Origin of the sequence: Nocardia sp. NPDC056611 (assembly GCF_042792755.1) — a bacterium.
Taxonomy (GTDB): Bacteria; Actinomycetota; Actinomycetes; order Mycobacteriales; family Mycobacteriaceae; genus Nocardia.
This window is the reverse complement of sequence record NZ_JBHTVV010000002.1, coordinates 1,393,973-1,415,305: the sequence shown is the minus strand read 5'-3', so window position 1 is coordinate 1,415,305 and position 21,333 is coordinate 1,393,973. Positions and strand designations below refer to the sequence as shown.

Sequence of the window (21,333 nt, the reverse complement as noted above, 5' to 3'; positions counted from 1 at the left end):
GTTCAGAAGGTGAACTGGTCGCCGTAGGCGGTGGTCTGCACCACACCCTTCGAGGTGGCGACCGTGGTGGTGACGAAGGGGACCGCCGACACCGGCGAAGCACATTGGGCGACGTTCAACGCGGCGTTGTTGAACGCGATCTGGTACGGCCACTCGGTGGCGCTGTCCAGGGCCGCGGTCGCCGTGGTCGCGGTGGTGACCTGGCCGGGCCCCATGGTGGCCGTCAAGACTTCCGTCACGCCCAGCGCCCCGCCCACGCTGGGTCCGAGACTGATGTCGGGCGGGGTGACCGAGGCGCTGGGCGCGACCGTCCCACTCGGCGGGCTGACGGAGACGCTCCCGGGGGTCACCGACGGGGCGATGGCGGCGGCCAAGCCTTGGTTGGGTTCGATACCGACGGTGACGCCGCCGGCCACACTGATCCCGCAGCCGAGGATGAACCCCGCGACGGCCTGACCGGACGTGATCGGGCCACCGTCCACGGTGACCGAGTAGCTGCCCGACATCTGCGCGGCATGCGAGAACGTCATCAGGAAGTTCGGCGTCCGGTTGCCGGGCGGATTCACCTCGACGGTGTCGACCGACGCCACGACATGCACGCCCGCGGATGACATGTCCCCGCCGGGCGGCTGAGCCCGGACCGTATCGGCACCCCAGGCCCAGAGGCTCGCCAGGGTCACACCGGCCACGGCTGTTCCTGCCGCGGCGGCCATGAGCGCATGTCGCATAACCGGATCCTGTTCTCGTTCTCGAAAAGGTGTACGAGCTCGATACCGTTGGCGCAGGTCCCGAATAGCAGCGTAACTGCAAATCGTGCCGAACCGGTGCGCTGCGACACGCGTGTCGACCGGCCCGAATCGATGGTGTCGGATCTGCGATCAGGCCGGGAATCCTTGCCGCACAGGAGAAGCCGGCTTGATGTGCATTCCGGTTGCTCCCCGCGGAGTCCGAGGCTCGACGGATTCGGGTACGCGTCCGCGCGGCGAGAAGGCCGGCCAGTTGCCCGGTGGGCAGGCGTCGCCGGAGTCGGCCGGGTCGAGGGCGCTTTCGACCAGATGGTCGACGGTGGGCGACCGCGGAAGGATGCCGTGGTCGAAAGTGTTTGCGAGGCACGGTAATTCCCCTCCCTGAACCCGCGCTCGCCGCCGCGGCCCTTCGCGAAAACCATGCAATGCTCTGTTTTCAGCCGCGAGGCATTCCACTGAGTGAGGCAAACCCGATTTCATTAGTTAGCAACATGCAACTATATTGGGGAAGTTCGTTCGTAGACTCGCGGGAGGCTCTGATGGCTGCGGCCCCTACCACCGGATTGGATGCCGGTGACGTCCAGACCATTCGGAGACGACTCCGGATCGAGCACGATCACCCCAGGTACAAGTGGGTGGCCCTGTCGAATACGACGCTGGGCATGCTCATGGTCACCATCAACTCCTCGATCGTGACGATCTCGCTGCCCGATATCTTCCGCGGCATCGGGCTCAACCCCCTGGAACCGGCCAATGTCAGCTACCTGCTGTGGCTGATGATGGGCTTCCTGCTCTCCTCGGCCGTGCTGGTGGTCATGTTCGGGCGGCTCGGCGACATGGTCGGGCGGGTGAAGATCTACAACTACGGGTTCGTGGTGTTCAGCCTCGCGGCCGTCGCGTTGTCGTTCGATCCGTTCACGCACGGCAGCGGCGCGGTATGGCTGATCGCCTGGCGCGTGATCCAGGGCGTCGGCGGCGCCATGCTGATGGCCAATGCCAGCGCGATCCTCACCGACGCCTTCCCGGCCGACGAGCGCGGGTTCGCGCTCGGGATCAATCAGGTCGCGGCGGTGGCCGGTTCCTTCCTCGGCCTGCTCATGGGTGGCGTACTGGCGCAGTGGGATTGGAAGGCCATCTTCTGGGTGAGCGTGCCGTTCGGCATCATCGGCACCATCTGGTCGTACCGCTCGCTGCACGACAATGGCCAGCGCAATCCGGGATCACTGGACCTGCCGGGCACCATCACGTTCGCGCTGGGCTTGACCGCGCTGCTGACCGGCATCACCTACGGCATTCAGCCGCACGGGGATTCGAAGACCGGCTGGACCAACCCGTGGGTGCTGGGCGCGGTGATCGGCGGCATCGTCCTGCTGGCCGTGTTCTGCGTGATCGAATCCAAGGTCGCGCAGCCGATGTTCAATATGTCGCTGTTCAAGAACCGGGCGTTCGCGCTGGGCAATATCGCCGGGCTGATGTCCTCGCTGGGCCGCGGCGGTCTGCAGTTCATGCTGATCATCTGGCTGCAGGGCATCTGGCTGCCGCTGCACGGGTTCTCCTTCGAGCAGACGCCGCTGTGGGCGGGCATCTACCTGCTGCCGCTGACCGTCGGATTCCTCATCGCGGGCCCGGTTTCGGGCAAGCTGTCGGACCGGTACGGTGCGCGGTTGTTCGCCACCGTCGGCATGCTGATCACCGCGCTGACCTTCGTGCTGCTCGTCGTGCTGCCGGTCGACTTCGACTACTGGGTGTTCGCGCTCGTCATCGCCCTCAACGGCCTCGGGTCGGGCATGTTCGCGTCGCCGAACACCGCCGAGGTGATGTCCTCGGTGCCCGCAGCGCAGCGCGGTGTGGCCTCCGGTATGCGCGGCACGCTGTTCAACGGCGGTATGGCGTTGTCGATCGGTCTGTTCTTCTCGCTGATGATCATCGGCCTGTCGAATACGCTGCCCGACGCCATGAATTCGGGCCTGCAGGAGCAGGGCGTGCCCGCGCCCGCCGCCGAGGCGATCTCGGACATGCCGCCGGTGGGCAGCCTGTTCGCGGCCTTCCTCGGCTACAACCCGATCAAGGAATTGCTCGGCCCCACCGGCACTCTCGACCACCCGGGCGTGCACGGCGATGTGCTCACCGGTCAGGAGTTCTTCCCGCACTTGATCTCCGGCCCGTTCCACTCGGGTCTGGTCGTGGTCTTCCTGGGAGCCGCGATTATGATGCTGATCGGCGCGGCGGCCTCCTGGTTCGCCGGTAGCCCGACTGTCACGGACGAGGCGGCCGAATTGCGTGAAGCCGCCCGCGAGGGAATCTGACGGAGGAGATCACGCTGTCCGAGCCTATGGGTGTCGCCGACCCCGACCAGCTCACCGAGGCCGCCGAGCTGTACCACTCGATCGGCCGCCTGCTGCGCTTGTTGCGTACCTCCGGCGACCTCGGGGCGCTGAGCCCCGGCGCGGCGTCCGCCCTCGCGACGGTCGCCCGCTCGGGCCCGCTCCGCCTGGGCGACCTGGCCTCGATCGAGCGGGTCAGCGCCCCCACGATGTCCCGCATCGTGACGGGCCTGGAAAAGGGCGGCTTCCTCACCCGCGACGCCGATCCCGAGGATGGCCGGGCCCAGCTGCTGACCGCCACCGAGGCGGCCCACAACCTGGTCACCGGCCTCACCTCGGCCCGCATCCAGCGTTTCGCTCTCGCCCTGGAGTCCCTCACGCCCGCCCAGCGCGAATCGGTCAGTTCCGGCCTCGACACCCTCATCCAGGCCCTCGACCAGTAGTGAGGGCTCCCCCGCCCCGAGGGGCGGGGTCAGGCGGTCAGGACCGAGCGGATGCGGTTGTCGGGGTCCACCAGACCGCGGAGGTTCGCCAGGCGGGGGTAGTTGGTGCCGTAGTAACGAGACAGTGGGTCGCCCGGCTCGAGATAGTTGATGTAGGCGCCGACGGAGTCGGGAGCCATGATGGCGTGCGCGTCGGCGATCCAGGCCAGGGCTGATTCGTGCGGGATGGGTTCGTACGCACCCCATTCGACCAGAGCGGCGTGGTTGCGCCAGGGGAACGCGGTGGCGTCGGGGGCCAGGTCGCTGATCGCGCCGTCGAGGGCGTTGATCTGGACCCAGCCGGTACCGCCGACGCTGGAGTAGCGGGTGACGACCTCGAGGATACGTCCGATGGTGTCGGGGGTGAGGTCGGCGACGATATCGGAGCCGTTGGTGAAGGCGGCGCGCGGCTGATCGGCGGTGCCGCCCGCCAGGTAGAGGACCGCTTCCAGGTGGGACAGGGTGCGGGGTTCGACGATGCTGGGGGCGACGCCGATGGCGTCGACCAGTTCGGCGGTCGCGGTTTCGCCGGTACCCGCGGGACAGACCAGCTGCATCCAGCAGTGCATACCGCCCTGGCCGTCGGCATCGACGCTGACATCGGCCCACTGCTCGCGCGGGGCCGAGCGCAGCCACTGCTGCCAGCCCGCGATGACGATCGCGGCTTCCTCGCCCTGGAAGGTCAGGCGCACTACGTCTTTCGGCGTCGCCGGGATGGTCTCGAAGGTGAACGAGGTGACGACGCCGAAGTGCGGGCCGCCGCCGCGCAAGGCCCAGAACAGATCCGGGCGGGTGGTGGCGGAGACCTCGGTGATGGTGCCGTCGGGCAGGACCAGGGTGGCGGCGGTGAGCCGGTCACCGGTGAGGCCGTGGGCGCGGGACTCGTTGCCGAGTCCGCCGCCCAGGGTGAGACCGGCGATGCCGACGCCGGGGCACATGCCGGAGGGCAGGCTCAGCCCGCCGCGATCCAGTTCGCGATAGATGTCGTAGAGGGTGTGGCCGGGCGCGATGACCGCGGTGCCGCCCTCGGCGCGGATGCCCTGCATGCGCCGCACGTCGATGACGAGTGTGCCTGTCGCCGTGGACATTCCCGCATACGAGTGGCCGCCGGCGCGGGCCGCCACCTGGAGGTCGTTCTCGGCCGCGAACTCGAAGGTGGCGGCGGCGTCCTGGGCGTCCGCGATCTGCACGATCGCCTCGGGCATCTCGTTGTCGAAGCGAGTATTGAAGACCTCCTTCACGCCCGGATACCCGTAGTCCCCCGGCAGGACGACCCGGCCGCGCAGTTTCCCTTTGAGCTCACGCCATTTCGGGTCGGCGCTCCCGCTGCTCGATCCGGAAGCGCTGCCCAGGTCTCCGGCGTTCGCTCCGGAGGACCCGGTATCGGGTGTCGCATCCGAGGTGGGCAGCCGTGTGGCCCCCGCGAAACCCACACCGGCGACCGCGATTCCGAGAGCTCCGCGCAGAAACACGCTGCGCGAGAATTGGGGTCTCACACCAGCCCCCTCGGTCTGCCGGAGATCCGCTGTGCCGCCGACTTATTCGCTTTCGACATCAAATTTCGCGACCACCTGTTTTCCATCGAACGACACGGCACCAATTGATCATGGTTCACCCACCGTTCATTCGTCGAAACGGGTGCTGGCGTGTCCACCGCATGCCGCCTACCGGGACCACATGTCGGCCACCGCATCCGGCGGCACGATCCACCGCGCGAACGTCTCCTCCGGACTGACGATGATCACATCCGCCCGCCGCACCAACTCCCCCGGCACCTCCCCACCCTCGAAATGCTCCAGACTCGGCACGATCACCGCATCCACCCCCACATTCCCGACCAGCACCCCCAACCGGTGCACCGGCCGATCGGTATGCGGCCCGAACACCGCCGTCCGCCGAAGGTCATACCCCAACCGTTCCGCCAACGCCCGAATCCGCCGCTCATCCCACTGCCGTCGTGAGCCGGACACGTCTTCGCGGAGATATCCCAGAGCCCCGGGGTTCATTGCTCGCCCTCTCGATCGTCGAGTGTGCTTCCAGCGGATTCCGAATCAGGATCGGGCCGCGGAGATTCTGCGGCAATGGCACTTTCCGGGGTCCGAACGCGGAAGTGCCACGAAGCGATCAGTATTCGAGGTGCATGAGGTCGGCGAGGGTGCGCATCTCCGGGGTGAGGGTTCGGCGTCTGCCGATCAGCCTGGCCAGGAGATCCTTGGCCAACCGCTGCTCGATCAACCAGGGGCGGGCCTCGCCGGAGAGCCGAATCAGGATGTCCAGGGCCGGATCTGGCCGGGCGAGGTCGAGGTGGGCTCGAGCGACGTCGAGGAGGTGCCGATTGCGGTTGTCGGAGGTGGGCCGCAGGCCGGTCGGTACGTCATGGGCCAACCGCAGTGCCAGGTCGGGCCGGTCATCGATGACCGCGTTCTCGACGCGCTTCATGGCCACGGTGGCGGGTCCGAAGACCGTCCAATAGTCCTGGTAGCCGCGGGGTTCGCGTTTGACGGCCACCGCGGCGGCCTGTGCGAACCGCATCATGTCATCGGCGTCGTCGGGGCGGTTGTCGCGGATCGCCGCCGCCGACCCACGCAACAGCAGCCAGCCCCACGTGGAGAGCTCGCGATCGGTTGCGGTCGAGATCCGTGGCTCGATTCGGTCGGCCCAGTCGATCGCCAGGTCATCGACCTGCTGAAATCGCCGCTCCACCAGGAGTAGCCAGCACAGCGTGACGACAACGGACGCGGCATCGAGTAGATCATCGCTCGCCTGTGCCGCCGCCAGCGCGTGATCGAGAACTCTGCGCGCCGTTCCCAATTGTCGCGTCTGCACCATGACCGATCCGGTCAGCTGGAGAATCCGCGCCCGCAGCACGGGTGAGACACTCTCACTCGCGTCCACCAGATCGGGCAGAACTCGCGCCAGCAGCTCATACCGGTTGTCGTGGTAGAGCCGCACGGCCGCCGCAAGGGATTCGGCCACAGCCTCTTCCGCGTGCGGCTCCACCGCGACATCCGGCCGAGGCGCATCGATCGCTCGCCTGGTGGCGGCCCACAGCTCGCCGTCCCTGCTCTCCGGAGCGCGGGGCGCGGCACCGATGAGCGCGGTCAGCGGGCACCCCAGGGCCACCGCCAACCGCCGCAGCGTCTCGATCCGAGTGTCGTCCCGCTCCCCCTGCTCGATCTTCCGGATCAGTGACACCGAGACAGCCGAATTCGCGGCCAGCTCCCGCTGCGTGAGCCCCCGCCGCTTCCGAACCGATTGCAGCCGCTGACCAAGGTCGCCGCTCATCGCTCCAGACTAGGTCGGCCACGCGGCAGGCGCAGCTGGTATCGGAACGTCCTGAGCCCCAAGCGGTCCGACCGCTGCCGGATTTGTCGGACCCGCGTGCTGAAGTATCGTGTGGCGGCCCGGCCAGTCGGTCTTACCTAGACCTTCGACCGGGCTCTTTCGTGAAAAGGAACAACATATGAAGAAGCTCGCAACGACCTCCCTGGTTGCCCTCGGCCTGATCGCCGCGATGGGTACCGCCCACGCCGGCAAGGACACCGAGTGGCAGGTGGACGGCAACTACCCCACCGAGGCCGCCTGCGACGCCGACGGCGAAACCGGCACCTTCACCCGCCCCGACGGCACCCAGCTCGTCCCCGGCGACGACATCTACGACTGCACCCTCGGCGACGACGGCCTCTGGTACCTCTCCATCTGGACCGACTGACCCCACCGGCGACAGCCCGAGCAATCGGCCCGGGCTCGACCCGTCCGCCGAACGCGGCGAAAAATCCGTGGCCGACCGCGCTGGTTCGTGATCTGGTGTGGGGATGACGGATTCGGTTGCGGACAGACTGGCGATCCACGAAGTGGTCGCCCTGCACGGACATCTGAGCGATTCGGGCGAGTTCGACCGCTGGACCGAGGTATTCACCGAGGACGTCGCCTACGACCTGACCGCTTTCGGCGCAGGCACCGTGCCCGGAGTGGAAGCCCTCCGCGACATGGCACGCGAACTGGGCGACGCCAACCCCCTCGCCCACCACGTCACCAATGTGGTGGTCACAGCCCTGGACGGCGACACGGCCCATGCGATCTCCAAGGGCCTGGCGGTCAACACCGACGCCACGACCACCAGCGTCACCTACGAGGACACCCTCCGCCGCACTCCCCACGGCTGGCGCATCGCTCACCGCCGCGTGATCCCCCGCCAGAAGCCCTTGACCCCGTAGATAGCCCGCCGGGATGGGCGCCACGCGGGTAGGGCAATATCCGCAAACCAGCGGAGTGCGGAACGCCGGGTGTCGGTCAGCTGTGGAGGTAGCGGACCAGGGCTTCGCGTTCGGTTTCGAGTTCGGAGATTTGGCTTTTGACCACGTCGCCGATGCTGACTATGCCGATCATCCGGCCGTCCTCGAGGACGGGGAGGTGGCGGATTCGGTGTTCGGTCATGATGGCGTTGAGGGTTTCGACGTTGTCGTCCGGGGAGCAGGTGTGGAGGGCCGCGGTCATGATGGTGGAGACCGGGGAGTCCAGGAGGGGTGCGCCGTCGCGGTAGAGGCGGCGGACGATGTCTCGTTCGGAGACGATGCCGGCCATGGCGGTGCCGTCCGGGGAGACGATGACCGCGCCGACATTGTGTGCCGCCAGGATTCTGAGCAGTTCACGCACGGTTGCATCGGGTGCAATCGTGACGACTTCGCCGCCCTTCCGGCGCAGGATTTCCGAGATTCGCATGTGCCCACCGCCCAACCAGCTAGGACTATCGATGGTTACCAGGATGCCGCTGTTGCTCGGGTGTGAACAGCAACGATTGCGATTCGATGCCTAAACGGACGCGAGGGCATCGAGCGCGGATTCGATGGCGCGGTGGAAGGTCGGGTAGGCGAGGATCATCTCCCGCAGGGTCGCGGTCGGGACCTGGGCGTGGACGGCTACCGACAGGGCGCTGAGGACTTCGCCGCCCTGCGGCCCGGCGGAGCACGCGCCGACGAGCACCCCGCGGTCGGCGTCCTCGACCAGTTTGATGAACCCGGCGTTGCCCGCTTTGTGGATCCAACCCCGCGTGGACGCAGGTACTTCGGTGATTCCGACCCGCACGGTCAGCCCCGCCGCCCGGGCCTGTTCCTCGGTCATACCGACCGCCCCGACCTCGGGATCGGTGAAGGTCACCCGCGGTACGGCGTGATACCGCGCGACCTCGTCCCCGCTACCGAGAATGTCCTGTGCCACGATCCGCGCCTGATACATGGACACGTGAGTGAAAGCCCCCTGCCCGGTGACGTCACCGATCGCCCACACCCCTTCGGCCGCCCGCAGCCGGTTGTCCACCGGTATTGACCTGGCCGACTCGTCCAAGCCGACCGCCCCGATTCCCAAGCCCGCCAGTTCGGTTCGCCGCCCCGCCGCGACCAGCAGCCGCTCGGCGCGCAGCACCTCGCCATTGTCGAGAGTCAGCGCGAACTCGCGCCCGTCGTGCCGCACCGCCGTTCCCCGAACCCCGCTCCGGACCTCGATCCCCTCCTCCGCGAACACCGTCGCCAGCAGCTGCCCCGCCTCCGGCTCGTCCTGCGGCACCAGCCGCCGCGGCACGACCACGGTCACCCGCGCCCCGAATCGCGCGAAGATCTGCGCGAACTCCGCCCCCACCGGGCCCCCGCCCAGCACGATGAGCGATTCGGGCACCTCGGTAGCCGGCACCGCCTCCCGGTTCGTCCAGAACGGCGTTCCCGCCAGCCCGTCGAGCGGAGGAACAGCCGGTTCCGTCCCCGGATTCAGCACAATCCCCCGCCGTGCTCGAAACATCCGTTCTCCACTATCGGTTGCCACGGTCACCTCCCCCGGCGCACTGATCCGCCCCCACCCGCGCACGAACCGCCCACCGGCCTTCTCGAACCGCTCCACCGCCGCCCGGTCGTCCCAATCGTCGGTGGCCTCGTCCCGGATCCGCGCGGCGACCGGCCGCCAATCCGCCTGTACCGTCGCCGACCCCGCGAGCCCCCGCACCCGCCGAGCCTCGGCCAGCACCCCCGCCGCCCGAACCATCATCTTGGTCGGCACACACGCGTAATACGGGCACTCGCCGCCCACCAATCGCCCCTCTACCCCGACCACGGCGAGTCCGCCCCGCGCCACCCGCGTGGCCACGTCTTCGCCTCCGGGCCCCATCCCGATCACCACGACATCAACGGATTCGGCAGTCACGCGTGCTCCTTCGCTCGTCAGCTCCCTGTGACGCTATCCCCACATCCGACCGGATCGATCCAACCTCCGCCGTCAGCGTCCGTGCGGCGAGTCGAAGGTGAACACCCGTCCACCGAGCAGCAACTGGCTGCCGGGCGCCAGGACGGTGGGGTGGCCGGGTGCGGCGCGGATCCAGTCGGGGCGGCCGGGCGGGCGGATGTGCGTGCCATTGGCGGACCCGCGATCCATGACCAGGACATCCCAGTCCACGAGGCGGATCTCGGCGTGGACCCGGGACATGCCGCCGGTGGCGTCGGGGATGCGGATGGCCTGGGCGCCACGCCGCACCTGCGGTGAGCGGGCGGGCTCGCGGCCGATCACGAGATCGCTGTCGAGGACATAGGAGGTGCCGTCGTCGAGCAGCAGAACGCCCAGCGGCGGGCGGATCCCGGGGGCGAGGACACAGGTCAGCTGTTCCATGCGAATGCCGCACACGACGCAGAAGGACACGCGAGGGTCGTTGAGATGTCTGCGAGCGCAGGTGAATCCGTGCACGACGACACCGGTGCGAGCGGTCTCGATTCCCGCGGGAATGGCAGTGGGTGCGATGGTGCGCGCGCTGCCGGAATCGCGCGGAACCGGGCGCCGGCCTCCGGTTGCGATCTCGGCCTCGGGTGTATTCGCCTTCTCTCCCAACCACATCACCGCTCCCGAACCTGGCACCCGCCCGTCGCGCAGCGACCACACGCTCTCCCGGGGCAGGGTCGTCCGCGGTTCGCCGTCGTCGACGAAGACCGCGGCCGCTCGCCCCGGCGCGGGACTCACCACCCGATCGACACTGAATCCGGCATCACGGCCGTGCAACACCTCCCGGTCATCCATCCCCTCGAGCATCGCGGTGACCCGCCCGTGCAGAAAGACCGCCAGCCCCCGCTTTCCCGGTGTGAGCACCCCGAATTCGACCTGCTCCTCGTCCGTACGGCCCATGAGCCACGTGCTCGCCAGCCGCGCGAAGGTGCGCCCGGTGCGCCGAGTCTCCCGCGACGACGCCTCCGCCACCATCGCCAATACCTTGTCCAGCACGCCAATAGCCTCGGACGCCGCGGTGATCACACTCGAATCCCGGTGCGCGACTACCACGACCACCCCGTCGACGCAGGCCACCAGGTGGCGGCCCGGCACCACCTCGACCCGCGCGGTCATAGCACCCGGCCCCCGGTATATCGCCAGCGCGGCAGCACCACCCGGATCGGACCGTTGACGAATCCCCAGTACGCAAACCAGGTCAGCGTGAAATCGATGCCGAACGCCGGCGCGGACGGCCGCAGATCCCGGGGCACGACCGCTGAGGTGTATCGCACCAGCAACCACAGCAGCAGTCCCTCGTTCGCAATGGTCACCAGCCCGAACACGGTCGGCCAGTCCTTGTCCCACCGGAACTGCTGCAGACCGTGATACGCCAGCTCCCACCCGACTCCGAGCAGGATGACCGCCGCCAATATGGTCAGCGTGACCCGGTAACCCTGCTCCAGCGACAGCCTCCCCATCGGCAGCAGCGGGGTGATCAGTAGCGTGATCACCGCCCCGATCCCCCCGAGCACGATCACGCGAGTCTGAATCCGCCCCCACAGCGTCGGCGTCATGCCGGAATCTTCCGGTCGGTGACCCACAGCCACCACTGCGTCAGCGACCGCAGCGCATCCAGTCGCCGGCAGAACCCGTTCGCCGCCAGGTCATCGGCGATCTCCAGGGCCGCGTACTGCAATCCGGCGAACGAGTCCACGGGAGCGAAATACCCGCCCAGCGTCGCGCTGCCCGAGGCGTAGACCCGCCCGGCCCCGCTGCGGGTCCCGAACAGCTCGAAGGTCCGATCCACATCCAGCCGCCCGAGCGGATTGCGCCGCGCCCCGGTGTGATCGAGCAGGTCGGCGAGCAGCCGATGCTCCCGGATATCGGCTTCGAGCCCGGTGCAGTCGATGATGTAATCGGCGTGCACGTCAACCGGCCGGTCGGTCGACGCGAAGCTGCTCGGCCCGCCCGGCTCGGGCGCCACCGTCGTCACCACCCCGGGCCGGGTGCGACCGGGCCGCAGATTCCGCGCCGACCCCACCAGGATCTGATACCAGCCCTGCGCCCGCCCCCGCGCCAGCTGTTCCTCCCACCGCTTGCGCAGCGGCGTCGTGGTCCCGCCCAGCGTCTTCAGCGCCTCCGCCCGTTCCCGCCCTTCGAGCTTCCCCAGCCGCTGCTTGATCTGGCCGCCGAAGCTCGCCTTGGGAAAGTTGAAGGCTTGATACGCCCACCCGTTCGCTCCCGCCCGCCGCGCGAACACGCTCTCCCCTTGTGGTCCCGCCACATAGGTCCGGAACAGATGCAGGATCTGGGTGTTGAGCCGCAGCCGATCCCGGTCGTCGATCAGCCGTTGCAGCACACGACTGGCTACTATCCCGCTGCCGCGCACCATGACCGTCCCGGGTCGCCGCTGCAACGCTTCGTACACGTGCTCGTGCGGCTCGTAGGCGTTCACCACCCGCGTCGGATCGCGATACCGCTCGCGGTACTCCTGCAGATCCGGCAGCAGCCGCAGCCCGGGGTACCCGACGGCGATGTGAACATGACTGCTGCGAAACGCGATTCGCTTGGTCGCCGCCGCTCCTTCGGGCGGCGTGAGAATCGTGAAATACCCGCCGCCGTTCCGTTTGCGCACCATGCGAACCTGCCCTTTGTGCAAGGATCGCGCGTATTCGACCCGCTGGAATTCGCGTTCCAGCGCCACGAGGACCTGCCCTGCCCGAGGCGTGTGATACTCGGCGAGAACGGGCTCCACCAGCACATTCCACACGGCTGACAGCGACTTTTCAGCTATTGCCTCGCGCAGGGCATAGGACGGAAATCCCCAGATATTGTCCGGCGTTCCGCCCGAATCGCTGCGCAGCCGTTCCCCGCGCGGAATCTGCGACACCCGGGTCAGGTATTCGTACGACCCCCACGGCACGTCCTGTGGCCCGAGCACCGCCATCGCCGCCCCGGGCACCCCGTAGATCCGCAAGGTGTCGAACAGGGTGAACGATCCCAGCCCGCTGCCGACGCTCACCAGCGGCACATCGAAGACCGGAATCCCGGCTCGCCCCACCAACTCGTCGGTCCATACGTCGGTTTCGATGAGGCGTTGCGTGACGTCTCCCCTCATTCGCGGGATCGTACCGGTCTCGGATTACGAACAACCGGGCATCGACACATTGTGCGACAGGCGATTCCGCGACGCGTCCGCGGACTTCTCGCGAAGCTGCCCCGCACCGCCCCATCTGCGACGTAGCATGCGGAACGTGGCCGATGCCAAACGTCCCGCCGCTGTGCGGGTCCTCGTTTACAGCAGTGATGCCGATACCCGGAGCCAGATCATGCTGGCGCTGGGCAGACGGCCGCACCCCGATCTGCCGCCCATCGACTACGTCGAGGTGGCCACGGGCCCGGTGGTCCTCGAGCGCATGGACGCCGGTGGACTGGATCTGCTGATCCTCGACGGCGAGTCGGCCCCGGAGGGCGGTCTCGGCCTGGCCAAGCAGCTCAAGGACGAAATCGCCGACTGCCCACCGATTGTCGTGCTGACCGGTCGGCCCGATGATGCCTGGCTGGCGAATTGGTCGCGCGCGGAAGCGGCGGTGCCGCACCCCATCGACCCCATCCGGTTGACCGACGCTGTCCTGGGTGTGCTCGGCAATAGCTTCGCGGCCTGATCTTCCTCTGCCCTCGTGATCAGGGCAAACCCGTGTCACGTGACAAACGGGATTGCGTCCAATCGGTCATAAAAGACCGTTCCGAATTCGATCAAACGCGATCGCGAATCGTCATGTATCTTCTCGTCCGAGTTGTAATCTGTGCCGTAGCTCACAGGAGCGCGGGGAGATGCATGACTGCCATGCACCACTGACATCATCCCTCCGCGCCCGCTGCCGTCCGTAGTGCGTCGTCCAGCTCGCAGGAGGGGTAGTGCTGAAGTGAATATCGAGGTACCGACCCTGGTTCTCGGCGCGGTCGCCGCCGCGTTCGGGGTGTTCTCCATTTTCCTGGCGGCCCTGATCGGCCCCAAACGCTACAACCGGGCCAAGCTCGAGGCCTACGAATGCGGTATCGAGCCGACCCCGCACGCGGTCGCGGGTGGTCCGGGAAACGCTGCGGGCCAACGCTTTCCGGTGAAGTACTACCTCACCGCCATGCTGTTCATCATCTTCGACATCGAGATCGTCTTCCTCTACCCGTGGGCCGTGCACTTCGACGCACTCGGAGTGTTCGGGCTGGCTGCCATGGCGTTGTTCATCTTCAACGTCTCGGTCGCCTACGCCTACGAGTGGCGGCGCGGCGGTCTCAGCTGGGATTGATCGGCGCACAGGGGATTTCCATTCACACATCCCGTGCGAGGCGGGATGTCCCGATCCGGGAGAAGTAGTTCGATATGGGTCTCGAGGAGAAACTGCCCAGCGGGTTCCTGCTGAGCACGGTGGAAGATTTGGCCGGCTATCTGCGCAAGAGTTCGCTGTGGCCGGCGACGTTCGGCTTGGCGTGCTGCGCGATCGAGATGATGGCCACCGGCGGCGGGCGATTCGATATCGCCCGCTTCGGCATGGAGGCGTTCCGCGCCTCGCCGCGCCAGGCCGATCTGATGATCGTGGCGGGCCGGGTGAGCCAGAAGATGGCGCCGGTGCTGCGCCAGGTCTACGACCAGATGACCGAACCGAAATGGGTGCTGGCCATGGGTGTCTGCGCATCCTCGGGCGGCATGTTCAACAACTACGCCATCGTGCAGGGCGTCGACCACATCGTCCCGGTCGACATCTACCTGCCCGGCTGCCCGCCGCGGCCCGAGATGTTGTTGAACGCGATCCTGAAGCTGCACGAGAAGATTCAGGAGATGCCGCTCGGCGTCAATCGCGAAGAGGCCGTGCGCGCGGCCGAAGCCGCCGCGCTCGCCAGCACCCCGACCATTCAGCTGAAGGGGCTGCTGCGATGAGCTTCGATGCACCTGTCGGCACGGAGAGCCCCCCGGAGGCGGCCGTGGAACCCACTGAGAAGACCCCGGACACAACGGAATCCGCCGCCGCCGAGTCTCCGGCCGCCGAGCCCGCACCGCCCGCCGACGATGTGATCGGCGTGCGCCAGGGCATGTTCGGCGTCTCCGGCACCGGCGACACCTCCGGCTACGGCCGCCTGGTCCGGACCGTCTCCATGCCCGGCGGTACCCCCGCCCCCTACGGCCCGGTCTTCGACGAGGTCATCGCGCATCTGCGCCTGGCGCTGGCCAAGACCTTCGACGAGGCGGTGGAGAAGATCGTCGTGTTCCGCGGCGAGCTCACCCTGCACATCCGCCGCGATCATCTGGTGCTGGTCGCGAAGACGTTGCGCGACAACGAAGCCCTGCGGTTCGAGCTGTGCCTGGGCGCCAGCGGCGCGCATTACCCGGAGGACACCGGGCGCGAGCTGCACGCGCTCTATCACCTGAACTCGATCACCCACAACCGCCGCCTGCGGCTGGAAGTGTCGGTGCCGGACAGCGATCCGCACCTGCCCTCCCTGTACTCGGTGTACCCGACGGTGGACTGGCACGAGCGGGAGACCTACGACTTCTTCGGCATCCGCTTCGACGGTCACCCGTCGCTGACCCGCATCGCCATGCCCGACGACTGGCGTGGCCACCCGCAGCGCAAGGACTATCCGCTCGGCGGAATCCCGGTCGAATACAAGGGCGCGCGCATCCCGCCGCCCGACGAGCGGAGGACGTACTCGTAATGAACAACACCGGCACCAAGTCCCGTCGTGACACCCAGGACCGGCCCGAACGCTCGGTCACCGTGGTGGGAAACGATTGGGACGAGATCTCCGCGACCTTGGACGGCATCGCCGAGGAACGCATCGTCGTGAACATGGGCCCGCAGCACCCTTCCACGCACGGGGTGCTGCGGCTCATTCTCGAAATCGAGGGTGAGACCGTGACCGAGGCGCGCTGCGGCATCGGCTACCTGCACACCGGCATCGAGAAGAATCTCGAGTACCGCAGCTGGGTGCAGGGCACCACCTTCGTCACCCGCATGGACTACCTGTCGCCGTTCTTCAACGAGACGGCGTACTGCCTGGCGGTGGAGAAGCTGCTCGACATCACCGATCAGATCCCCGAGCGCGTCAATGTCATCCGCGTGATGCTCATGGAGCTGAACCGCATCTCCTCGCACCTGGTGGCGCTGGCCACCGGCGGCATGGAACTGGGCGCGCTGACCCCGATGCTGTTCGGTTTCCGCGAACGCGAACTCATCCTCGACGTGTTCGAGACCATCACCGGTCTGCGCATGAACCACGCCTACATCCGCCCGGGCGGCCTGGCCCAGGACCTCCCGGACGACGGCGTGCAGAAGGTCCGCGAACTGCTCGACCTGCTGCCGAGCCGCCTGCGGGACATGGAGATGCTGCTCAACGAGAACCCCATCTGGAAGGCACGCACCCGCAATGTCGGCTACCTGGACCTGACCGGTTGCATGGCGCTCGGCATCACCGGCCCGGTGCTGCGTGCCACGGGTCTGCCGCACGACCTGCGCAAGTCCCAGCCGTACTGCGGCTACGAGAACTACGAGTTCGAGGTGCAGACCGACACCGGCTGCGACTGCTACGGCCGCTACCTGATCCGCGTCAATGAGATGAAGGAATCGGTCAAGATCGTCGAGCAGTGCCTCGACAAGCTGCGGCCGGGTCCGGTCATGGTGGAGGACAAGAAGATCGCCTGGCCTGCCGACTTGCAGCTCGGGCCGGACGGTCTCGGCAACTCGCCGAAGTACATCGGCCAGATCATGGGCACCTCCATGGAATCGCTGATCCACCACTTCAAGCTGGTGACCGAAGGTCTGCGGGTCCCGCCCGGCCAGGTGTACGTGGCGGTCGAGTCGCCGCGCGGCGAACTGGGCGTGCACATGGTGAGCGACGGCGGCACCCGCCCCTACCGGGTCCACTACCGCGACCCCTCGTTCACGAATCTGCAAGCGGTGGCGGCGATGTGCGAGGGCGGTCTGGTCGCCGACGTGATCGCCTCCGTCGCCTCCATCGACCCGGTGATGGGAGGCGTGGACCGATGACCGAGATCCTGCTGAACCTGACCACGCGGCCGATCCCGTTCCCGCCGGAGGCGCACGACCGGCTGCAGGTGGAGGCCCGGGAGATCATCGCCCGGTACCCGCATCCGCGTTCGGCACTGCTTCCCCTGTTGCACTTGATGCAATCGGTGGAGGGCTATGTGTCCGGTACCGGCATCGAATTCTGTGCTGAGCAGCTGGGATTGACCGATGCCGAGGTCACCGCGGTGGCCACCTTCTACTCCATGTACCGGCGCACCCCGACCGGCGACTACCACGTCGGCGTCTGCACGAACACGCTGTGCGCGGTCATGGGCGGCGACGAGATCCTCGCGGACCTGAAGCGACACTTGGGACTCGGGAACGGCGAGACGACCGCGGACGGCATGGTCACCCTCGAGCACATCGAGTGCAATGCCGCCTGCGACTACGCGCCGGTCATCATGGTCAACTGGGAGTTCTTCGACAACCAGACCCCGGAATCGGCCAAGGAACTGGTGGATTCGCTGCGCCGCGACCAGCCGCCGACCGCCTCCCGCAGCGGCATCCCGCCGTGCAGTTTCCGCGAGACCGCTCGGATCCTCGCGGGCTACCCGGACCAGCGACCCGGCGCCACCGACGGTGTGGCCGGGCCCGCGTCGCTGGCCGGTCTGCGTGCCGCGGAAGAGAACTCGACCGACGGAGGCGTTCGGTGACGACTGCTCTGACTCCCGTCTTCACCAAGCACTGGGCGGACCCGGACAGCTGGACCCTGGCGTCCTACCGCCGTCAGGGCGGCTATCGGGCGCTGCCCCAGGCACTGCGCATGCAGCCGGACGAGGTGATCGCCACCATCAAGGATTCCGGTCTGCGCGGCCGCGGCGGCGCGGGCTTCCCGACCGGCATGAAGTGGGGCTTCATCCCGCAGGGCCCCGGCCCCGACGGCGTCACCAAGCCGCACTACCTGGTGGTCAACGCCGACGAGTCGGAACCCGGCACCTGCAAGGACATTCCGCTCATGCTGGCCACCCCGCACACCCTCATCGAGGGCGTCATCATCGCGGCCTACGCCATTCGTGCCTCGCACGCGTTCATCTACGTGCGCGGCGAAGTGGTGTCGGTGCTGCGGCGATTGCAGGCCGCCGTGCGGCAGGCGTACGAGGCGGGCTATCTCGGCCGCAATATCCAGGGCTCGGGTTTCGATCTGGAGATCGTGGTGCACGCCGGGGCGGGCGCCTACATCTGCGGTGAGGAGACCGCGCTGCTGGATTCGCTCGAGGGCCGCCGCGGTCAGCCGCGACTGCGTCCCCCGTTCCCGGCTGTGGCCGGCCTCTACGCCTGCCCGACCGTGGTCAACAATGTGGAATCCATTGCGTCCGTGCCGCTCATCCTCGCGAATGGCGTGGAGTGGTTCCGGTCGTTCGGCACGGAGAAGTCGCCGGGGTTCACCCTCTACTCGCTCTCCGGTCACGTGACACGACCGGGCCAGTACGAAGCGGCCCTCGGAATCACGTTGCGCGAGTTGCTGACCTACGCCGGAGGCATCCGCGAGGGCCACACCCTGAAGTTCTGGACCCCGGGCGGTTCGTCGACCCCGCTGTTCACCGCCGAGCACATCGACGTCCCCCTCGACTACGAGGGCGTGTCGGCCGCGGGCTCCATGCTCGGCACCAAGGCGCTGCAGATCTTCGACGACACCACCTGTGTGGTGCGGGCGGTGCTGCGCTGGACCGAGTTCTACGCCCACGAATCCTGCGGCAAGTGCACCCCCTGCCGCGAGGGCACCTACTGGCTGGTCCAGCTGTTGCAGCGTTTGGAGAGCGGACAGGGCCACCAGACCGACCTGGACAAGCTGGCCGACATCGCCGACAACATCAACGGCAAATCCTTCTGCGCCCTCGGTGACGGCGCGGCCAGCCCGATCTTCTCCTCCCTGAAGTACTTCCGCGACGAGTACGCGGAGCACATCCGCCTCGGCGCCTGCCCGTTCGACCCGGCCCGCACCACGGCCTGGGCCACCCAAGGAGCACGATGACCTCGACAGTGAGCTCCACAACCGGTGGCGGGGTGACCCCCACCGACATGGTGACCGTGACCATCGACGGCACCCCGGTTTCGGTGCCCGCCGGAACCCTGGTGATCCGGGCAGCCGAACTCATCGGCGTCCAGATCCCCCGCTTCTGCGATCATCCGCTGCTCGACCCGGTCGGCGCGTGCCGGCAGTGCCTGGTGGAGGTCGAGGGGCAGCGCAAGCCCGTCGCCTCCTGCACCCAGACCGTGGCCGAGGGGATGGTGATCAGCACCCAGGTCTCCTCCCCCGTGGCCGCCAAGGCGCAGGAGGGCGTGATGGAGCTGCTGCTCATCAATCACCCCCTCGACTGCCCGGTGTGCGACAAGGGCGGCGAATGCCCGCTGCAGAACCAGGCCATGTCGGCGGGGCGCTCCGAATCCCGTTTCGACGGTAAGAAGCGCACCTATCCCAAGCCGATTCCGCTGTCCTCGGCGATCCTGCTGGACCGGGAGCGCTGCGTGCTGTGCGCGCGCTGCACCCGGTTCTCGCAGCAGGTGGCCGGTGACCCGTTCATCGAACTGATGGAACGCGGTGCGCTGCAACAGGTCGGCACGGCCGCCGGGGAGCCGCTGGACTCCTACTTCTCCGGCAACACCGTGCAGATCTGCCCGGTCGGCGCGCTCACCGGCAGCACCTACCGCTTCCGCGCCCGGCCCTTCGACCTGGTGTCGAGCCCGGCGGTGTGCGAGCACTGCGCGAGCGGCTGCGCTCAGCGCACCGATCACCGGCGCGGCAAGGTGATGCGCCGCCTGGCCGGTGACGATCCGCAGGTCAACGAGGAATGGAACTGCGACAAGGGCCGATTCGCGTTCACCTACCTCACCGAGTCCGATCGGCTCACCACGCCGCTGGTGCGCAGCTGGGACGGCAGCCTCCAGCCCGCGTCGTGGTCGGAGGCCATCGGCGCGGCCGCCCGCGGACTGGCCGCGGCGCGCGGTAAGGCGGGCGTCCTGGTCGGCGGCCGGGTGACCCTGGAGGACGCCTACGCGTACTCCAAGTTCGCGCGAGTCGCGTTGAACACCAATGACATCGACTTCCGCGCCCGCGAGCACTCCGCCGAGGAGGCCGACTTCCTGGCCGCCCGGGTGGCCGGGCAGGGCATCACCGTCGACTACGCCGCCCTCGAACGTGCGCCCTTCGTGCTGCTGGTGGGGTTCGAGGCGGAAGAGGAATCGCCGATCGTGTATTTGCGGCTGCGCAAGGCCGCACGCCGCAACGGCACGCCGATCTACTCGCTCGCGCCCTATGTGACCCGCGGCCTGCAAAAGCTGTCCGGCACCCTGCTGCCGGCCGCACCGGGTGCGGAACCGCATGTGCTGGAAGCGATCCGGACCGGCGAGACCGATGAGCTGACCGCCGGATACGCCCGGCTGCGCGAGGTCGCGGACCTGTTGCGCGAGCCCGGCGCGCTGATCCTCGCCGGTGAACGCCTCGGTGGCATTCCGGGCGGCCTGTCCGCGGTGGCGCGGCTGGCCGACGACACCGGATCGACGCTGGCCTGGATCCCCCGCCGCGCCGGTGAGCGCGGCGCGCTCGAGGCCGGGGCACTGCCGGTGCTGCTGCCCGGCGGGCGGCCCGTCGCCGATCCCACAGCGCGCAAACAGGTTCGCGAAGCCTGGAACGTGAACGAACTGCCGGGCACTCCCGGCCGCGACACCGCCGCCATCCTGGCCGCCGCGCCCAGCTTGGGCGCACTGCTCATCGGCGGCGTCGAGGTCGGGGACATGCCCGACCCGCACGCCGCCCTGCAGGCCATCGACGCGGCGGGCTTCGTGGTGTCGATGGAGTTGCGCCGCAGCGACATCAGCCAGCGCGCCGACGTCGTGTTCCCGGTCGCCTCGGCCATGGAGAAGGCCGGCACCTTCCTCACCTGGGAGGGCCGCCACCGCCAATTCGAGGCCGCCCTGCGCGATTCCACCGTCCGCCGCGAGGCGGCGCCGCTGCCCGAGTACCGGCTCCTGGACGCCATCGCCAACGAGATGGGGGTGCGGCTGGGCCTGCGCGACGCCGCCGGCGCCCGCGCGGAACTGGCCGACCTCGGAGTCTGGGACGGCGCCCCCGCCCCGACGCCGGTGCACCGCCCCCATCCGCCGGCCCAACCCCATTCGGGTACAGCGGTTCTCGCGTCCTGGCGGATGCTCATCGACCGCGGCCGGCTCCAGGACGGCGAACCCAACCTGGCGGGTACCGCCCGCACCCCCGTGGTGCGGCTGTCGGCCGAGACCGCCGCCGGGATCGGCGCCACCACCGGCGATCCGGTGACCGCCGCGACCGACCACGGCCACATCACCCTGCCCCTGGTCATCACCGAGATGCCCGACGGCGTGGTGTGGCTGCCCATGAATTCCCCCGGCTCCGACGTGCTGGTGCAGCTCGGCACCACACCCGGCCACCTCGTGCGTATCCGACGGGAGGACCACCGTGAGTGAGCTCGATCTGATGAGGGTGTTCGCG

21 protein-coding genes are annotated in these 21,333 nt (G+C 68.1%); 12 read left to right on the top strand and 9 right to left on the bottom strand.

Annotation, left to right across the window (positions count from 1 at the left end):
* Window positions 1-2 precede the first annotated feature (2 nt).
* Window positions 3-728, bottom strand: coding sequence for an MspA family porin (locus ACFRAQ_RS15255; RefSeq protein ID WP_379099522.1), 726 nt, complete (start codon window positions 726-728; stop codon window positions 3-5).
* 557 nt (window positions 729-1,285) lie between these two features.
* Between ACFRAQ_RS15255 and ACFRAQ_RS15250 the strand changes: the two genes are divergently transcribed.
* Window positions 1,286-3,052: an MFS transporter gene (locus ACFRAQ_RS15250; RefSeq protein ID WP_379099519.1), complete on the top strand. Its 1,767-nt coding sequence runs from the start codon at window positions 1,286-1,288 to the stop codon at window positions 3,050-3,052.
* Window positions 3,053-3,078: 26 nt separating this feature from the next.
* Window positions 3,079-3,513: a MarR family winged helix-turn-helix transcriptional regulator gene (locus tag ACFRAQ_RS15245; RefSeq protein WP_379099516.1), complete on the top strand. Its 435-nt coding sequence runs from the start codon at window positions 3,079-3,081 to the stop codon at window positions 3,511-3,513.
* 29 nt (window positions 3,514-3,542) lie between these two features.
* On the opposite strand, the gene ACFRAQ_RS15240 is transcribed toward ACFRAQ_RS15245, so the two are convergent.
* From ACFRAQ_RS15240 to ACFRAQ_RS15230, 3 genes are all read right to left on the bottom strand, one after another.
* Complete coding sequence (locus ACFRAQ_RS15240; protein WP_379099514.1) at window positions 3,543-5,048, bottom strand: FAD-binding oxidoreductase; 1,506 nt, start codon at window positions 5,046-5,048, stop codon at window positions 3,543-3,545.
* A 168-nt stretch (window positions 5,049-5,216) separates the two neighbouring features.
* On the bottom strand, window positions 5,217-5,411 hold the full coding sequence (locus ACFRAQ_RS15235) for a hypothetical protein (protein ID WP_379099511.1): 195 nt from the start codon (window positions 5,409-5,411) through the stop codon (window positions 5,217-5,219).
* A gap of 265 nt (window positions 5,412-5,676) precedes the next feature.
* The gene (locus tag ACFRAQ_RS15230) at window positions 5,677-6,837 is read right to left on the bottom strand and encodes a helix-turn-helix domain-containing protein (RefSeq protein ID WP_379099508.1); all 1,161 of its coding nucleotides are present in this window, start codon (window positions 6,835-6,837) and stop codon (window positions 5,677-5,679) included.
* A gap of 178 nt (window positions 6,838-7,015) precedes the next feature.
* Here ACFRAQ_RS15230 and ACFRAQ_RS15225 point away from each other — a divergent pair, with 178 nt between their 5' ends.
* Window positions 7,016-7,264 (top strand): hypothetical protein, encoded by a 249-nt coding sequence (locus ACFRAQ_RS15225; protein WP_379099506.1) that lies wholly within the window; start codon window positions 7,016-7,018, stop codon window positions 7,262-7,264.
* Between the two features lie 103 nt (window positions 7,265-7,367).
* A complete protein-coding gene (locus ACFRAQ_RS15220; RefSeq protein ID WP_379099502.1) occupies window positions 7,368-7,769 on the top strand; it encodes a nuclear transport factor 2 family protein in 402 nt (133 codons plus the stop codon).
* Window positions 7,770-7,845: 76 nt separating this feature from the next.
* Here the strand turns inward: ACFRAQ_RS15220 and ACFRAQ_RS15215 are convergent, their stop codons facing one another.
* From ACFRAQ_RS15215 to ACFRAQ_RS15195, 5 genes are all read right to left on the bottom strand, one after another.
* Window positions 7,846-8,274 carry a CBS domain-containing protein gene (locus ACFRAQ_RS15215; RefSeq protein ID WP_379099499.1) on the bottom strand — a complete coding sequence of 143 codons (429 nt, stop codon included), beginning with the start codon at window positions 8,272-8,274 and terminating at the stop codon, window positions 7,846-7,848.
* Between the two features lie 90 nt (window positions 8,275-8,364).
* Window positions 8,365-9,741 (bottom strand): dihydrolipoyl dehydrogenase family protein, encoded by a 1,377-nt coding sequence (locus ACFRAQ_RS15210; protein WP_379099496.1) that lies wholly within the window; start codon window positions 9,739-9,741, stop codon window positions 8,365-8,367.
* A gap of 72 nt (window positions 9,742-9,813) precedes the next feature.
* Window positions 9,814-10,923, bottom strand: coding sequence for an FHA domain-containing protein (locus ACFRAQ_RS15205; RefSeq protein ID WP_379099493.1), 1,110 nt, complete (start codon window positions 10,921-10,923; stop codon window positions 9,814-9,816).
* Window positions 10,920-11,363 carry a hypothetical protein gene (locus ACFRAQ_RS15200; protein ID WP_379099490.1) on the bottom strand — a complete coding sequence of 148 codons (444 nt, stop codon included), beginning with the start codon at window positions 11,361-11,363 and terminating at the stop codon, window positions 10,920-10,922. Before ACFRAQ_RS15200 ends, ACFRAQ_RS15205 begins: the two co-directional genes overlap by 4 nt.
* Window positions 11,360-12,907, bottom strand: coding sequence for a hypothetical protein (locus ACFRAQ_RS15195; protein ID WP_379099487.1), 1,548 nt, complete (start codon window positions 12,905-12,907; stop codon window positions 11,360-11,362). Before ACFRAQ_RS15195 ends, ACFRAQ_RS15200 begins: the two co-directional genes overlap by 4 nt.
* A gap of 127 nt (window positions 12,908-13,034) precedes the next feature.
* Here ACFRAQ_RS15195 and ACFRAQ_RS15190 point away from each other — a divergent pair, with 127 nt between their 5' ends.
* The 8 genes from ACFRAQ_RS15190 (at window position 13,035) to ACFRAQ_RS15155 (ending at window position 21,308) form a co-directional block, all read left to right on the top strand.
* The gene (locus ACFRAQ_RS15190) at window positions 13,035-13,454 is read left to right on the top strand and encodes a hypothetical protein (protein ID WP_379099484.1); all 420 of its coding nucleotides are present in this window, start codon (window positions 13,035-13,037) and stop codon (window positions 13,452-13,454) included.
* A gap of 261 nt (window positions 13,455-13,715) precedes the next feature.
* Entirely contained in the window at window positions 13,716-14,096 is a 381-nt protein-coding gene (locus ACFRAQ_RS15185; RefSeq protein ID WP_033090134.1) for an NADH-quinone oxidoreductase subunit A, read from the top strand.
* A gap of 74 nt (window positions 14,097-14,170) precedes the next feature.
* Window positions 14,171-14,725 (top strand): NADH-quinone oxidoreductase subunit B family protein, encoded by a 555-nt coding sequence (locus ACFRAQ_RS15180; RefSeq protein WP_040808330.1) that lies wholly within the window; start codon window positions 14,171-14,173, stop codon window positions 14,723-14,725.
* On the top strand, window positions 14,722-15,501 hold the full coding sequence (locus ACFRAQ_RS15175) for an NADH-quinone oxidoreductase subunit C (protein ID WP_379099479.1): 780 nt from the start codon (window positions 14,722-14,724) through the stop codon (window positions 15,499-15,501). Before ACFRAQ_RS15180 ends, ACFRAQ_RS15175 begins: the two co-directional genes overlap by 4 nt.
* Window positions 15,501-16,832 carry an NADH dehydrogenase (quinone) subunit D gene (gene nuoD / locus ACFRAQ_RS15170; RefSeq protein WP_379099476.1) on the top strand — a complete coding sequence of 444 codons (1,332 nt, stop codon included), beginning with the start codon at window positions 15,501-15,503 and terminating at the stop codon, window positions 16,830-16,832. The genes ACFRAQ_RS15175 and nuoD overlap by 1 nt, the downstream gene beginning before the upstream one ends.
* Window positions 16,829-17,524, top strand: a complete 696-nt coding sequence (nuoE, locus tag ACFRAQ_RS15165; RefSeq protein ID WP_379099473.1) for an NADH-quinone oxidoreductase subunit NuoE — start codon at window positions 16,829-16,831, stop codon at window positions 17,522-17,524. Before nuoD ends, nuoE begins: the two co-directional genes overlap by 4 nt.
* A complete protein-coding gene (gene nuoF, locus ACFRAQ_RS15160) occupies window positions 17,521-18,843 on the top strand; it encodes an NADH-quinone oxidoreductase subunit NuoF (RefSeq protein WP_379099470.1) in 1,323 nt (440 codons plus the stop codon). The genes nuoE and nuoF overlap by 4 nt, the downstream gene beginning before the upstream one ends.
* Window positions 18,840-21,308 (top strand): NADH-quinone oxidoreductase subunit G, encoded by a 2,469-nt coding sequence (locus tag ACFRAQ_RS15155; RefSeq protein WP_379099467.1) that lies wholly within the window; start codon window positions 18,840-18,842, stop codon window positions 21,306-21,308. The genes nuoF and ACFRAQ_RS15155 overlap by 4 nt, the downstream gene beginning before the upstream one ends.
* The last annotated feature ends 25 nt before the right edge of the window (window positions 21,309-21,333 follow it).

Excerpts from the sequence above, each read along its gene's own strand:
- ACFRAQ_RS15195 (WP_379099487.1), bottom strand. The coding sequence starts at position 12,907 with ATGAGGGGAGACGTCACGCAACGCCTCATCGAAACCGACGTATGGACC.
- ACFRAQ_RS15255 (WP_379099522.1), bottom strand. The coding sequence starts at position 728 with ATGCGACATGCGCTCATGGCCGCCGCGGCAGGAACAGCCGTGGCCGGT.
- ACFRAQ_RS15180 (WP_040808330.1), top strand. The coding sequence starts at position 14,171 with ATGGGTCTCGAGGAGAAACTGCCCAGCGGGTTCCTGCTGAGCACGGTG.
- ACFRAQ_RS15215 (WP_379099499.1), bottom strand. The coding sequence starts at position 8,274 with ATGCGAATCTCGGAAATCCTGCGCCGGAAGGGCGGCGAAGTCGTCACG.
- ACFRAQ_RS15225 (WP_379099506.1), top strand. The coding sequence starts at position 7,016 with ATGAAGAAGCTCGCAACGACCTCCCTGGTTGCCCTCGGCCTGATCGCC.
- nuoD (WP_379099476.1), top strand. The coding sequence starts at position 15,501 with ATGAACAACACCGGCACCAAGTCCCGTCGTGACACCCAGGACCGGCCC.
- ACFRAQ_RS15220 (WP_379099502.1), top strand. The coding sequence starts at position 7,368 with ATGACGGATTCGGTTGCGGACAGACTGGCGATCCACGAAGTGGTCGCC.
- nuoE (WP_379099473.1), top strand. The coding sequence starts at position 16,829 with ATGACCGAGATCCTGCTGAACCTGACCACGCGGCCGATCCCGTTCCCG.
- ACFRAQ_RS15155 (WP_379099467.1), top strand. The coding sequence starts at position 18,840 with ATGACCTCGACAGTGAGCTCCACAACCGGTGGCGGGGTGACCCCCACC.
- ACFRAQ_RS15250 (WP_379099519.1), top strand. The coding sequence starts at position 1,286 with ATGGCTGCGGCCCCTACCACCGGATTGGATGCCGGTGACGTCCAGACC.
- ACFRAQ_RS15230 (WP_379099508.1), bottom strand. The coding sequence starts at position 6,837 with ATGAGCGGCGACCTTGGTCAGCGGCTGCAATCGGTTCGGAAGCGGCGG.
- ACFRAQ_RS15205 (WP_379099493.1), bottom strand. The coding sequence starts at position 10,923 with ATGACCGCGCGGGTCGAGGTGGTGCCGGGCCGCCACCTGGTGGCCTGC.
- ACFRAQ_RS15245 (WP_379099516.1), top strand. The coding sequence starts at position 3,079 with ATGGGTGTCGCCGACCCCGACCAGCTCACCGAGGCCGCCGAGCTGTAC.
- ACFRAQ_RS15200 (WP_379099490.1), bottom strand. The coding sequence starts at position 11,363 with ATGACGCCGACGCTGTGGGGGCGGATTCAGACTCGCGTGATCGTGCTC.
- ACFRAQ_RS15175 (WP_379099479.1), top strand. The coding sequence starts at position 14,722 with ATGAGCTTCGATGCACCTGTCGGCACGGAGAGCCCCCCGGAGGCGGCC.
- ACFRAQ_RS15190 (WP_379099484.1), top strand. The coding sequence starts at position 13,035 with ATGCGGAACGTGGCCGATGCCAAACGTCCCGCCGCTGTGCGGGTCCTC.